The 12,761-nt window shown below is 52.7% G+C and carries 16 protein-coding genes, 1 tRNA gene and 1 pseudogene; 6 read left to right on the plus strand and 12 right to left on the minus strand.

Features of this window, described 5'->3' with window-relative positions; genetic code table 11:
* Position 1: 1 nt before the first annotated feature.
* Entirely contained in the window at positions 2-217 is a 216-nt protein-coding gene (locus ACQZQY_RS22140) for a SymE family type I addiction module toxin (RefSeq protein ID WP_431296425.1), read from the minus strand.
* Between the two features lie 280 nt (positions 218-497).
* Between ACQZQY_RS22140 and ACQZQY_RS22145 the strand changes: the two are divergent.
* Positions 498-641: pseudogene (locus ACQZQY_RS22145) on the plus strand (VENN motif pre-toxin domain-containing protein); the annotation flags it as partial.
* 655 nt (positions 642-1,296) lie between these two features.
* Positions 1,297-1,503 (plus strand): hypothetical protein, encoded by a 207-nt coding sequence (locus tag ACQZQY_RS22150; RefSeq protein ID WP_056781947.1) that lies wholly within the window; start codon positions 1,297-1,299, stop codon positions 1,501-1,503.
* Between the two features lie 48 nt (positions 1,504-1,551).
* On the opposite strand, the gene ACQZQY_RS22155 is transcribed toward ACQZQY_RS22150, so the two are convergent.
* Positions 1,552-1,692 carry a hypothetical protein gene (locus tag ACQZQY_RS22155; RefSeq protein ID WP_431296426.1) on the minus strand — a complete coding sequence of 47 codons (141 nt, stop codon included), beginning with the start codon at positions 1,690-1,692 and terminating at the stop codon, positions 1,552-1,554.
* 29 nt (positions 1,693-1,721) lie between these two features.
* Here ACQZQY_RS22155 and ACQZQY_RS22160 point away from each other — a divergent pair, with 29 nt between their 5' ends.
* Both ACQZQY_RS22160 and ACQZQY_RS22165 read left to right on the plus strand, forming a co-directional pair.
* Positions 1,722-2,147, plus strand: a complete 426-nt coding sequence (locus tag ACQZQY_RS22160; protein ID WP_431296427.1) for a hypothetical protein — start codon at positions 1,722-1,724, stop codon at positions 2,145-2,147.
* A 3-nt stretch (positions 2,148-2,150) separates the two neighbouring features.
* Positions 2,151-2,411, plus strand: coding sequence for a hypothetical protein (locus ACQZQY_RS22165; RefSeq protein ID WP_156362061.1), 261 nt, complete (start codon positions 2,151-2,153; stop codon positions 2,409-2,411).
* On the opposite strand, the gene ACQZQY_RS22170 is transcribed toward ACQZQY_RS22165, so the two are convergent.
* The 7 genes from ACQZQY_RS22170 to xerD all read right to left on the minus strand — a co-directional run bounded on the left by ACQZQY_RS22170 (position 2,401) and on the right by xerD (position 9,316).
* Positions 2,401-2,805: a tyrosine-type recombinase/integrase gene (locus ACQZQY_RS22170; protein ID WP_431296428.1), complete on the minus strand. Its 405-nt coding sequence runs from the start codon at positions 2,803-2,805 to the stop codon at positions 2,401-2,403. The two genes, ACQZQY_RS22165 and ACQZQY_RS22170, sit on opposite strands and share 11 nt — an antisense overlap.
* Before the next feature lie 152 nt (positions 2,806-2,957).
* Positions 2,958-3,031, minus strand: a tRNA-Gly gene (locus ACQZQY_RS22175).
* Positions 3,032-3,181: 150 nt separating this feature from the next.
* Positions 3,182-4,717, minus strand: coding sequence for a lysine--tRNA ligase (gene lysS, locus ACQZQY_RS22180; RefSeq protein WP_056781950.1), 1,536 nt, complete (start codon positions 4,715-4,717; stop codon positions 3,182-3,184).
* A gap of 9 nt (positions 4,718-4,726) precedes the next feature.
* Positions 4,727-5,825, minus strand: a protein-coding gene (prfB, locus tag ACQZQY_RS22185; RefSeq protein WP_122097049.1) for a peptide chain release factor 2 whose coding sequence is annotated in 2 segments (ribosomal slippage) — positions 4,727-5,749 and positions 5,751-5,825 — 1,098 coding nt in all. Because the reading frame shifts where the segments join, the coding sequence is not laid out codon by codon here.
* Positions 5,826-5,956: 131 nt separating this feature from the next.
* Complete coding sequence (recJ, locus tag ACQZQY_RS22190) at positions 5,957-7,690, minus strand: single-stranded-DNA-specific exonuclease RecJ (protein WP_136376782.1); 1,734 nt, start codon at positions 7,688-7,690, stop codon at positions 5,957-5,959.
* A 6-nt stretch (positions 7,691-7,696) separates the two neighbouring features.
* Complete coding sequence (gene dsbC / locus ACQZQY_RS22195) at positions 7,697-8,416, minus strand: bifunctional protein-disulfide isomerase/oxidoreductase DsbC (protein ID WP_056781954.1); 720 nt, start codon at positions 8,414-8,416, stop codon at positions 7,697-7,699.
* Positions 8,417-8,440: 24 nt separating this feature from the next.
* Positions 8,441-9,316, minus strand: a complete 876-nt coding sequence (xerD, locus tag ACQZQY_RS22200) for a site-specific tyrosine recombinase XerD (RefSeq protein ID WP_235533499.1) — start codon at positions 9,314-9,316, stop codon at positions 8,441-8,443.
* A gap of 285 nt (positions 9,317-9,601) precedes the next feature.
* Here xerD and fldB point away from each other — a divergent pair, with 285 nt between their 5' ends.
* Positions 9,602-10,120 carry a flavodoxin FldB gene (gene fldB, locus ACQZQY_RS22205; RefSeq protein WP_431296429.1) on the plus strand — a complete coding sequence of 173 codons (519 nt, stop codon included), beginning with the start codon at positions 9,602-9,604 and terminating at the stop codon, positions 10,118-10,120.
* Positions 10,121-10,151: 31 nt separating this feature from the next.
* Here the strand turns inward: fldB and ACQZQY_RS22210 are convergent, their stop codons facing one another.
* Both ACQZQY_RS22210 and sdhE read right to left on the minus strand, forming a co-directional pair.
* On the minus strand, positions 10,152-10,604 hold the full coding sequence (locus ACQZQY_RS22210) for a protein YgfX (protein ID WP_056781958.1): 453 nt from the start codon (positions 10,602-10,604) through the stop codon (positions 10,152-10,154).
* On the minus strand, positions 10,585-10,851 hold the full coding sequence (sdhE, locus tag ACQZQY_RS22215) for an FAD assembly factor SdhE (RefSeq protein WP_056782048.1): 267 nt from the start codon (positions 10,849-10,851) through the stop codon (positions 10,585-10,587). The genes ACQZQY_RS22210 and sdhE overlap by 20 nt, the downstream gene beginning before the upstream one ends.
* Before the next feature lie 266 nt (positions 10,852-11,117).
* On the opposite strand from sdhE, the gene ygfZ reads away from it, so the two are divergent.
* Positions 11,118-12,110: a tRNA-modifying protein YgfZ gene (gene ygfZ / locus ACQZQY_RS22220; RefSeq protein WP_217203864.1), complete on the plus strand. Its 993-nt coding sequence runs from the start codon at positions 11,118-11,120 to the stop codon at positions 12,108-12,110.
* 65 nt (positions 12,111-12,175) lie between these two features.
* Here ygfZ and ACQZQY_RS22225 read toward each other — a convergent pair whose 3' ends face one another.
* The gene (locus tag ACQZQY_RS22225; protein ID WP_056781963.1) at positions 12,176-12,706 is read right to left on the minus strand and encodes a class IV adenylate cyclase; all 531 of its coding nucleotides are present in this window, start codon (positions 12,704-12,706) and stop codon (positions 12,176-12,178) included.
* Between the last annotated feature and the right edge of the window lie 55 nt (positions 12,707-12,761).

The following is a 12,761-nucleotide window of genomic DNA, read 5'->3' on the forward strand; positions in this document are numbered from 1 at the left end:
CCTACCACACTGCCATCTCGGCCCGGATAATCAACACGCCGTCCTGTGCGGTGATGGTCACCGGCTGAGCGGCATTAAACCCCAGTTCGCCCAGCCAGCGCCCCTTGAGGGTCAGTTTCGGCAGCGGGTTGGGTCTGCCGCTGTTGGGGCAATAACCGACGGTGTAACGGCGTGCTTGGGGTGTGGCGGGTTCTGCGGTAAGCTCGCGCTCAGTCATGATCAACTCCTGTTTAGTTGCTTATGGTTAGCGGGGCTGAGGTGTTCGAGCACGTCAGCCCCGCGTTAGTATTAACTCTCTTCTTTCGTTGTCTGCGATACTCGGGCCATCGCCCCGGCGACCTGGTTCTTGATAATCATCGCATCCAGCAACTCACGGATCACATCCTGTTCATGCTGCGGCATCTGTGAAATCGTCTCAAACTGGTAACGCAGTTGCTCGCTGGGGCCACGTCAGTGAATTTATCGCGCAGCAGCTTTACCCGAATATTAAGCGTGAAGACTTAACCGAAGAGCAGCGGCAAACTATCTCCTCGTTGTCGACGCTGGCGGCGGGCCTTGCTGGCGGGTTGACGGGCGACAGTTCGGCGGATGCTGTTGCGGGAGCGCAGGCTGGGAAGAACGCGCTCGAAAACAACAGCCTTTTATTACCAGGGCCAGTTCCAGTACCCGTTCCGGGGCTGCCATTGAGCACTGGCGATAAAGTGGTTCAGGACGCCAACAATAAGATGGCATCGGAGCTGGATAAAGCTCTGAAAGGGTCAGGAACCGAGGAAGATACACCGCCAATTACTGACGGCCAGTCAATCGTTGACGGGCGTAATGAGGCAGCGAAATCCCGCGATCCGAATGTGGCGAAGGATCTGACTGATGCGGAGAAAGCAGAGGTTGGTGGAACAGGTTCAGGAACGCCGGGCGGCTGGGGACCTGAGGATGAAGAGAAGGCTCGGAATAGTGAGACTGGTCAAAATAATGATGCTCACAGTTCAACTAGTGGGAAAGACCTAAACTCTGAGTTAGCAGGTGAGGAAATATCTAATGGTCATGCATTCGATAAACATGTCATTGAACAGGGTGAGTTCAAGGAATTAGGGATCTCAACTAAAGAACAATTTGCTGCCCATATAGAAAAAGTAGTTAGGGACCCAACCTCAAGCAAAAACTTCAGTGGTGGTCGTACAGCATATTGGGATGAATCATCAGGTGCAGCTGTTATCCGTAACCCTAACTCGGCAGATGGTGGGACTGCATTCAGGCCAACCAATGGCAGAGCATACTACGATAATTTAAGGTGATTTTATGGAATTAGTAAAACTAGAAGGGCGTGGTGCCGTAGTAACATTAAATGAATCTGAATTATTGGTATTGAATGCCGCGCTTAATGAAATCTGTAATGGCATTGATGTTCAGGAGTTTGATACCCGAATTGGTTCTTCTAAAGAGTCTGTAGCAAATCTCTTAGGGAAGATCAGTAGAGTTTTAGATCAAATCGAATTGTCTAACTAAAACAAACCCCGCCCTTATTGGCGGGATTTTACTCTATACGTCAGTTAGTTACTCTTCAGTCGTCAGCCAGATGATCAGTTGACCCGGTTGCGTGATCACCTCAAGCTTCTGCCCGGTGGTAAAGCCGGATAGTGGTACCAGCGAAAGCATTCCCGGCAGGGAAAAGTAGCTCTGTAACAGAACAGGCATCGAAGTGAACTAACTCATTAGCTGACTATGTGAAAGATAATATTGCTCTCAGCGAGAAAGCCCGTGAGTCATTTAATTTTGCTATCCATTCTGCTAAATCCGATCAATTGCAGTGGGGGTACGCCGCAGACGAATGGAGTATGGCAACCTTACCGACAGGCAATAAAGTTTACTGCGGTATACCTCGTCAATCAGTGTATTACACAACAGAACAAACGCTACTAAATGCCAATTTTGGTCGGGAGTCACTGTTTCAGAGTTTGCAGGTTTCACCTCATCCAGAGTTCGGCTATCGACCTCAAATGGGCGTGTATGAAGTGACAAATGATATAACTATTCCGTCAGGTATTGTGCGGGAAAACCCTTCGTTAGGGCTTGGTGGTGGAACACAGTTCTATATTAAGGATTATAATAATAATTTTAATTTAATAGATAAAAGAGATTTAGGGAAATGACATGTGAAATCACCACACATAAATCATGCAGTAGCTATCGCGACAGTGGCAGGTAACAGTATCAAGGAAGTCTCTGATGGTTGGTCTAAAGTTGATCAGGTCGTTCATATGTCTGGCAGTTTAACTACTGATGTTCGTCAATCCATCGAAAAAGAAGAACCCTCGTTACGGTACTGGTCAACCGAAAGGACGCCACATAACCCTGCTGAAGAAGGCTTTACTTGTGATGAGTATAAAGTTGCGCTGTCATTCCCTAAAACCTAACTAATACCATGCTGTTATGGTTGACCACTTCAGTTCGGTATGATGCCGGCCAACGGTCATAACGATGCTCATACCATTGACGGGTAATCGCTTCAAAGGTGTTAGTTGCTGAAAGAGTTTTTGCGGCTTTCTGCTCTTTCCTCAATGTGCTTGGATTAACACCTGATGCAACCAGTCGACGAGATTCATCACGCCTTTGTCGCGCATCAGCCAGGGAAATGTGCTCATAGGTTCCTAATGACAGCATCTTGGGTTTACCGTCAAAACGATAGCGAAAACGCCAAGCTTTACTGCCGTTGGGCTCAACAAGAAGGGATAAACCCAGGCCATCGCTCAGGGTGTAAGGCTTTTCTGTGGGCCTGGCCTTTTTGATTTGTAGTTCTGTCAGGGGCATTGTGTATAGGAATCCATGTGTATAGAAAAACTATACACATCAAATACTGGCTTTCAAGGGATGTGCTCGGACGCAAGCGGACAATAAGATGGATAATACATTTGATTTTATTGGTTTTTTTGGATGATTACGGAAGGTCTGGGAAATGATTCTGGAGCGGGTGAAGGGAATCGAACCCTCGTATGCAGCTTGGGAAGCTGCCGTTCTACCATTGAACTACACCCGCATCGGTGTGCGAGGGGCATTATAACCGGTTACAGCGGCGGAGCAAGGCGTGATTGCGGATAAGCGCTGGAGTTTTAAGCAGTTAGCGTGTGGCGTGATCTGCAACATAAAAAAGGGCGCCGGAGCGCCCTTTTGTTGTTTCTGAGGAAACTTATTTCTGTGTCTGCGGGCGCATTGCCGGGAACAGGATAACGTCGCGGATGGTGTGGCTGTTGGTGAACAGCATAACCATACGGTCGATACCAATACCCAAACCGGCCGTCGGTGGCAGGCCGTGTTCCAGCGCTGTCACGTAGTCTTCGTCGAAGAACATCGCTTCGTCGTCGCCTGCATCTTTCGCAGAAACCTGGTCAGCAAAGCGCTGTGCCTGGTCTTCAGCATCGTTCAGCTCGGAGAAACCGTTACCGATTTCACGGCCACCGATGAAGAATTCGAAACGGTCAGTGATTTCAGGGTTGTCGTCATTACGGCGCGCCAGCGGAGAAACTTCTGCCGGGTACTCGGTAATGAAGGTTGGCTGGATCAGCTGCGCTTCTGCGGTTTCTTCGAAGATCTCAGTCACGATACGGCCCAGACCCCAGCTCTTCTCGATTTTGATACCGATAGATTCTGCGATAGCGGTCGCTTTAGCCAGATCGTCGAGATCGGCAACGTTGGTTTCCGGACGGTATTTGCAGATCGCTTCACGCATGGTCAGCTTGGCGAACGGCTTGCCGAAATCGAAAGTCTGCTCGCCGTACTGCACAACGCTGCTGCCCAGAACCGATTCGGTCAGCGTGCGGAACAGGGATTCGGTCAGAACGATCAGATCTTTGTAATCCGCGTACGCCATGTAGAGTTCCATCATGGTGAACTCTGGGTTGTGACGCGGAGAAACGCCTTCGTTACGGAAGTTACGGTTGATTTCGAATACGCGATCGAAGCCACCCACCACCAGACGTTTCAGATACAGTTCCGGCGCGATACGCAGGTACATGTCGATATCGAGTGCATTGTGGTGCGTGATGAACGGACGTGCCGCTGCACCGCCAGGGATCACCTGCATCATCGGGGTTTCGACTTCCATGAAGCCGTTTTCCACCATGAAGCTGCGGATTCCCGACATGATCTGAGAACGGATCTTGAAGGTTTTACGGGAATCATCGTTGGCGATCAGGTCGAGATAACGCTGACGGTAACGCGCTTCCTGATCCTGTAAGCCGTGGAATTTGTCCGGCAGCGGACGCAGTGCTTTGGTCAGCAGACGCAGTTCAGAACAGTGGATCGACAGTTCGCCGGTCTTGGTTTTGAACAGCTTACCGGTCGCACCCAGGATATCGCCCAGATCCCATTTCTTGAACTGTTCGTTGTAGATGCCTTCTGCCAGATCGTCACGCGCAACGTAAAGCTGAATACGGCCACCCACATCTTGCAGGGTCACGAAAGATGCCTTGCCCATGATGCGACGGGTCATCATACGGCCACCGACGGTAACGCTGATGTCTAAGGCTTCCAGCTCTTCGTTGGTCTTTTCGCCGTATTTCGCGTGCAGTTCATCGGAGATGCTGTCACGACGGAAATCGTTAGGGAACGCATTGCCGGATTCGCGCAGCAAAGCCAGCTTCTCACGACGCGCCTTAAGCTCGTTGTTAAGATCGGGTACGTTTTCTGTTGGCTGCTGTTGAGCAGGCGATTGTTGTTCAGACATGTTGATTCCTTATAACCCGGCTTTCAAACTGGCTTCGATGAATTTATCCAGGTCGCCATCCAACACGGCCTGCGTATTTCGTGTTTCGACGCCTGTACGCAAATCTTTGATACGAGCATCATCCAGCACGTAAGAACGAATCTGGCTGCCCCAGCCGATGTCAGACTTGTTGTCTTCCAGCTGCTGTTTATCCGCATTTTTCTTCTGCATCTCATACTCATAAAGCTTCGCTTTCATCTGCTTCATGGCCTGATCTTTGTTTTTATGCTGGGAGCGGTCGTTCTGACACTGGGTCACAATGTTGGTCGGAAGGTGGGTAATACGTACCGCAGATTCCGTTTTGTTGACGTGCTGACCACCCGCACCTGACGCGCGGTATACGTCGATACGCAGGTCGGCCGGGTTGATTTCGATAGCAATGTCATCGTCCACTTCCGGATAAACAAACGCGGAACTGAAAGAGGTATGACGACGGCCACCGGAGTCAAACGGGCTTTTACGTACCAGGCGATGCACGCCAGTTTCGGTACGCAACCAGCCAAACGCATAGTCACCGATGATCTTGATGGTGGCGGATTTCAGGCCTGCGACTTCGCCGTCAGACTCTTCAATCACTTCCGTTTTGAAACCTTTGGCTTCGGCCCAGCGTAAATACATACGCAGCAGCATGCTCGCCCAGTCCTGCGCTTCCGTACCACCGGAACCGGCCTGAATGTCGAGGTAGCAACTTGCGCTGTCGTATTCACCGGAGAACATGCGGCGGAATTCCAGCTGCTCCAGTTTGGCGGTCAGTACATCGAGTTCGGCAACCGTTTCGTTGAAGGTGTCTTCATCGTCGGCTTCAACAGCCAGTTCGAGCAGGCCGGTCACGTCTTCCGCGCCCTGCAACAACTCATCGATGGTTTCCACGATAGCTTCCAGAGCGGAACGTTCTTTACCCAGCGCCTGTGCGCGTTCAGGTTCGTTCCAGACGTCCGGCTGTTCCAGCTCGGCGTTTACTTCTTCGAGGCGTTCTTTCTTGGCATCATAGTCAAAGATACCCCCGAAGAACGACTGTCCGTTCGGACAGGTCCTGAATGCGGTTTTTAACCGGATTAATTTCAAACATAATTTTTTCGCGTCTTACGTTAGATTCGGAGTTGGCCCAATGCCATTCGAACCGCCGATTCTAACGGAATTAGCGGTCTTTTTATAGCAACGAGCCGTTTTTTTGCAGGGTTTATTCCGTACGCAAAAGGCTTATTTCGGCCACAAATGTTGAATGATCAACTGAACGCTGCGATTTCCACGGAATTCGTTGATATCCAGCCGGTATGCCAGTTGCACTTCACGGATGCTGCTGTCGGGCCAGAAGGTCGGATCGATGTTAAACGCAATGCCGTCAAGCAGCGGGCCGCCGCCGAGGGGTTCAATCATCAGTTTCAGATGACGCTCTTTCAGAAGCTTTTGTTGCAGGATTCGGAAAGTGCCGTCGAACGTCGGTTCAGGGAATGACTGCCCCCAGGGGCCGCCGTCACGCAGCATTTCAGCGGTATCCAGCGTCAGTTCCTGCGCGGCCAGTTCGCCATCGGACCACACCACGCCTTCCAGATGCGAAGGATCCAGCCATTCGCCGACCAGTTCGGCGAATTTGTCACGAAACTCGTCGAATTTGCTCTCTTCCAGCGATAAGCCTGCGGCCATCGCGTGCCCGCCGAATTTCATCATCAGACCCGGATTGAGGGTATCAAGGCGTTCCAGCGCATCGCGCATATGCAAACCGGCAATCGAACGGCCTGAGCCTTTCAGAATACCTTCACCTGCCGGCGCAAACGCAATCACCGGGCGGTTAAAACGTTCTTTCAGGCGTGATGCCAGAATACCGACCACGCCCTGATGCCATTCAGGGTGGTACATCGCCAGCCCGTACGGCAACGCCTCGGTGCCCTGCTCCAGTTTGTCGCACAGCGCCAGCGCTTCCACCTGCATGCCCTGCTCTATTTCGCGACGGGTCTGGTTGAGCGCATCTAAATCACTCGCCAGCGCGCGTGCCTGGCCGATATCTTCGGTGAGCAGCAACGCCACACCCACTGACATATCGTCAAGACGCCCGGCGGCGTTAAGCCGTGGCCCCAGAGCAAAACCTAAATCACTCGCCCCCAGCGTGCGTGCTTCACGACCGGCCACTTCCAGCAACGCGCGGATGCCGGGGCGACATTTGCCCGCACGGATGCGGTTCAACCCCTGATACACCATGATGCGGTTATTGGCATCGAGCGGCACCACGTCTGCCACGGTACCGAGCGCCACCAGATCCAGATGTTCCGCCAGATTGGGCGGCGTCAGGCCGGTTTTCTCGAACCAGCCGCTGTCGCGTAACGCACTGCGCAGCGCCAGCATCAGATAAAACGCCACACCGACACCCGCCAGCGATTTGGAAGGAAACGCGCATCCGTGCAGATTCGGGTTAATGATCGCTTCGGCATCCGGCAAGGTATCGCCCGGCAGGTGGTGATCGGTGACCAGCACCTGAATGCCCTTCTCGTGGGCAAGCGTAACGCCTGCATGAGAAGAGATGCCGTTATCCACGGTCAAAATCAGCTCAGCGCCGCGCGCCGCAGCCTGCTCCACCACTTCCGGGCTGAGGCCGTAACCGTCTTCGAAACGGTTTGGCACCAGAAAATCGAGATTGCCGCAGCCCATACTGCGTAGGGAAAGCAGCGCCAGCGCGGTGCTGGTGGCACCATCGGCGTCGAAATCGCCGACGATAATAATGCGCAGCCGCTCCGTCAGGGCTTTTTGCAACAGCCTGACCGCATCATCGATGCCATCAAGTTGCTGATAAGGCAGCATGCCACGCACGCTGCGCTCCAGTTCCTGGCTGTCTTTCACGCCACGCGAGAGGTATAACCGGCGTAATAACGGGGAGAGTTCAGCGGGAAGTTCCACGCCGGTCGCGGCCTCACGGCGGCGAAGTTGAGTCTTAAGGGTCACGAAAAATCAGCCACCGGTTTTATGTGAAAGAGCACGCTTGTCGAGCGCGGCAGCCAGTTCTTTTGGCGGCTGATAACCCGGGATCAGAGAACCATCTTCCAGCACGATCGCCGGCGTACCGGTCACGCCAAACTGCACGCCCAGCTCATAATGTTTCGCGATATCACTGGTTTTACAGGTTGCCGGAGTAATGTCATCACCGCGCATTGCCGCATCAAAGGTGGTATTACGGTCACCGGTGCACCAGATCGACTGCATGTCTTTCTCAGTTTTAGAATCCAGCCCCTGACGCGGGAACGCCAGATAACGCACGGTAATACCAAGATCGTTATAGCCTTGCATCTGCTGATGCAATTTGTGGCAGTAACCGCAGGTGATGTCGGTAAACACTGTGATCACGTGTTTTTCGTTTTTAGCTTTGTAGATGATCATTTCGTTTTTCAACGCATCCAGCTTTTTCACCAGCGTTTTGTTGGTCACGTTGACAGGCTGAGCCCCGCTGACGTCATACATCGGCCCCTGCAATACGTGTTTTCCGTCATCAGTGATGTAAATTACGCCGCCGCTGGTGGAAACCGCGCTCAGACCGGTGACCGGAGTGGGCTGAATATCAGCCTGACTCATGCCCAGTTTATTCAGCGTTGCTTTGATTGCTGCATCATCAGCCTGCACCGCGGAGCTCATACACGCGGCAATAAAAGTGAGCAGCATTAAACCTTTTTTCATCATTTCGTCCTTTTTCCCGGCCAGTCAGGCGCGGGGATGATGTTGTTGATGTAGCTGTTTGAGTCGTTCAGTCGCTACATGCGTATAAATTTGAGTGGTCGATAAGTCACTGTGACCTAACAACATTTGCACCACGCGCAGATCCGCGCCATGGTTCAGTAAATGAGTGGCAAAAGCGTGGCGTAACACGTGGGGAGATAACCGCTCTGCATCAATACCCGCAAGGATCGCATAGTGTTTGATGCGATGCCAGAATGTCTGCCGGGTCATTTTCTGCGCGCGGTTACTCGGAAACACGATATCGAGCGATTGTCCGTTCAGCAGCCAGGGCCTTCCGTGCTCCAAATAATTCTCCAGCCAGTAGACCGCTTCTTCTCCCATCGGCACCAGCCGTTCTTTGTTCCCTTTACCGATCACCCTCACCACGCCCTGACGCAAACTGATGTCGCTGAGCGTCAGCCCGACCAGCTCGGAAACACGCAAACCGGTGGCATACAACAACTCGAGCATGGCTTTGTCACGCAGCTCAAGCGGTACATCGACACTTGGCGACGCGAGCAGTGTACTCACCTGCGCTTCGCTGAGATCTTTTGGCAGACGCTGTGGCAATTTGGGTGAGGAGAGCAGCGCGGTAGGATCATCCTGACGAACGGATTCGCGGTTCATGTATTGAAACAGTCGTCGCATCGCGCTGAGCAGCCGCGCTGAACTGGTGGCTTTGTAGCCGCCCTCGACACGTTCGGCGAGGAACAATTGCAAATCTTCGGCGCTGACGTGCAGCAGATCCGTGTTGTGGTGATGCAGCCAGCCGGTCAGGGATTTCAGATCCTGACGGTAAGATGCCAGCGTATTTTCTGCGAGATTGCGCTCAATCCACAGTGTATCAAGAAACTGTTCCATCAGGTTCTGATCGGCCTGATTCACCGCCTGATCAGACGGCTCAGGGTTATCCCCCTGACGGGTCACATTATCCTGGTTTGGCATCCTGATTCCTTTTGTGCAAGTACAGGCCGCGCAATGGGCGTGTGATGACATTATGCCTTTCATTAAGAGGAAACGCCGCCCAAATCTGCCCGTCCCTTCATCACGGTGGTTGCCTGCGAATGGGCAGCCCTGATGCAAAAATAGTGCTTTTGGGTATACACTGCTAACCATTCGAATTCTTTTGACGTTATGGCAACAAGTATGAAGATTGGTCTTTTCTACGGCTCCAGCACCTGTTACACCGAAATGGCCGCGGAGAAAATTCGCGATATTTTGGGCGAAGATCTGGTTGATTTGCACAACCTCAAAGATGTCGATCCGGAAAAAATGGAAGACTACAGCATCCTGATCCTCGGCATCCCGACATGGGATTTCGGTGAGATCCAGGAAGACTGGGAGGCCGTCTGGAATCAACTGCCGACGCTTAAACTGCGAGGCAAAATCGTGGCGATGTATGGCATGGGCGACCAGCTCGGTTACAGCGAATGGTTCCTCGATGCACTCGGCATGTTGTACCACCAACTGGTGCCAATGGGCGTGAAGTTCATCGGTTTCTGGCCGACGGAAGGTTTTGAGTTCACCAGCCCGAAACCGCTGAGTGCGGACGGTAAACATTTTGTCGGGCTGGCGCTCGATGATGTGAATCAGTTCGATCTCACCGACGAACGCCTGCAACAGTGGTGCGAGCAAATCCTGCTGGAAATGGATGCGCTGCTGTAACCCTTCCGGCACTTCGCGTCTGACGCCGCCCTCAGCCCTGCTCTTTCGGGTTCGGTGGGCGGCAGTTAAGTAATATCTGGCGTAAACGCCGCCACTCTTCCACGCTCATACTGTCCGATGCCAGCCATAAACGGTGCCGTGAACTGCGCATCGCCTGCGCCAGACCCCCTTTCCGTTTTTCACGCCGCAAAGACAGCAACGCGCCGTGGCTTATCATCCACACCGGATGTTTGAGCTGCCATTCCTGGCCTCGCCAAATCAGGCGTCGCTCATCGAGCAGAATCACCTCGCCGGTGCGTGCAGTGATGCGCCGCTGGCTGCGGATACATTCAAAAAGCATCAGCAAAAGCAACGTCATCCATGCGGGCCAGTAGCCTGGCGGCCAGGGTGCCAGCAAAATCAGCAACATCACTGCGCCGTAAATGCCCAGTGAAATCAACTGACTGCGCCAGGACACCCTTAAATCACATCGCCACAGGGCCACGGTCTTTATTTCGGGTCTGAATGAGAGCCACCATGCGTTGTAATTCAGCGTCCTGAGGTGCGCCGTGATTCATCAGCCAGTTAAATAAATCGGGATCATCGTTGGTCAGGAGACGGGCAAACAGGGCTTTATCTGTCTCATCCAGACCGTCATATTCGTACTCAAAGAACGGCATGATAGAGATATCCAGCTCGCGCATTCCGCGACGGCAGGCCCAGTGGATCTGTGATCGATTATTGATATCCAGTTGGTTTTTGCTTTCCATAACGAGACTCTTTTGTAGGGACGAAAAGGGAATTTTTTCGATTCTAACAGCCGCTTGGCATGTGAAGTAACTTTTCAGTGCCTTGTTTTGTCAATCTACGTGATGTGCCGTAAAACCTGATGCAAACCTGTCGCATGTTTTACATTCTCCGGAAGGCATCCCGTAAAAGGCACCAATAACTGTTTTAAAAGGTGATGGCCTCTTTTACCATGAGGCATCAGTCACATTTCATAGACCGGGATAAGAAAATGACTCACGAATTTCCGTTTCCACCGCAAAAACCTTCTGCGTCCTCCCACCTGCCGCTGACCCTCATTTCACTGGAAGACTGGGCAATGGTCACCCTGAGCGGTGCGGATACGATGAAATATCTGCAAGGCCAGGTCACTGCCGACGTCGATGCGCTGGCCGCCGATGACCATGTGCTGTGCGCGCATTGCGATGCTAAAGGCAAAATGTGGAGTAACCTGCGGCTGTTCAAACGCGGCGACGGTATGGCTTATCTCGAACGCCGTAACCTGCGCGATACGCAATTAGCTGAAATCAAAAAGTATGCGGTCTTTTCTAAGATCACCTTTACCGCCGATGACGATGTGGTGCTGCTGGGCGTGGCAGGTTTTCAGGCCAGCGCAGCGCTGACCGGATTGTTCTCAACGCTGCCGACCGCTGAACAGCCGGTGGTGCAACAGGATGAAACGACGCTGCTGCATTTCTCGTTGCCCGCCGAACGTTATCTGATTATCACCAGCCCGGAAAAAGCCCGGCAGGTGGCAGAGGAACTGGGAGAACAGGCGCAGCGTAATGACAGCCAGCAGTGGCTGGCACTGGATATCGAAGCCGGATTCCCGGTGATTGACAGCGCCAACGCGGTGCAGTTTATTCCGCAGGCGACTAACATTCAGGCGCTGGACGGCATCAGCTTTACCAAAGGCTGCTACGCCGGTCAGGAAATGGTGGCGCGCGCGAAATACCGCGGTGCCAACAAACGTGCGCTGTTCTGGTTGTCAGGCAAGGCCAGCAAAGTGCCCGCTCCTGCAGACGATCTTGAAATGCAACTCGGCGAAAACTGGCGTCGTACCGGCACGGTGTTGGCAGCTGTACAGCTTAACGACGGCACCGTCTGGGTTCAGGCCGTGCTGAATAACGATCTGGAAGCCGATGCAAAACTGCGTGTCCGTGAAGATGTGACCAGCCACCTGGCCATTCAGCCGCTGCCATATTCGCTGGAAGAAAAGAAATAAGGTCATCACTTCTTAACCGCCTTCATCTTCGACATGAAGGCGGTCAAACAGCATGCGGTGCCGGCTCAGCCGGTGTGATGCTGCCCTTTGTGTTTGAGCAGATCAACGTACGCCTGATCCACCAGTTCCTGACGATCAATCCCCAGCCGTTCCAGTAAGTCTTCCGCTATCGCAATGCCCTGCTCCGGCGTTTCTTCATCTGCCAGCACCACTTCAAACTCGAGATAATCACCCAGACCTTTTACCCGGTCGAGATGCAGACGGGTTTGCCCGGTCATAAACAGCGTACGTTGCTTGATCACGCGGCCAGCCGCGCCATAGGCCAGCGTCAGGGTTTCACGCAGGCCGTGAGGATCCTGAGTTTCTGTGAGCGTGTAAAAACTGGTTTTCGGGCCCGCCTGATCGGGGCGCTGATAAAAAATCAGTTCACCGCGATCCGGTGCCAGTGTGCGTAATTTGAGACGTCCGTGCGGGCAGATAAAAAAGGTGTCGTCCTGATCGATAATGTCCGGCAGCCCGTCACTGATCAGCGCCAGCTTTTCATACAACGCTGAAAAATCATCTACCTTTGCTTTGATTTCAATGTTTCTGGCCATCGTTGACTCCTTAAAAGGTCATGCTTTTTGGGCTGATTTCATCAATATCTCATGT

It is taken from the genome of Rahnella sp. PAMC25559, assembly GCF_050632365.1.
GTDB lineage: Bacteria > Pseudomonadota > Gammaproteobacteria > Enterobacterales > Enterobacteriaceae > Rahnella > Rahnella rivi.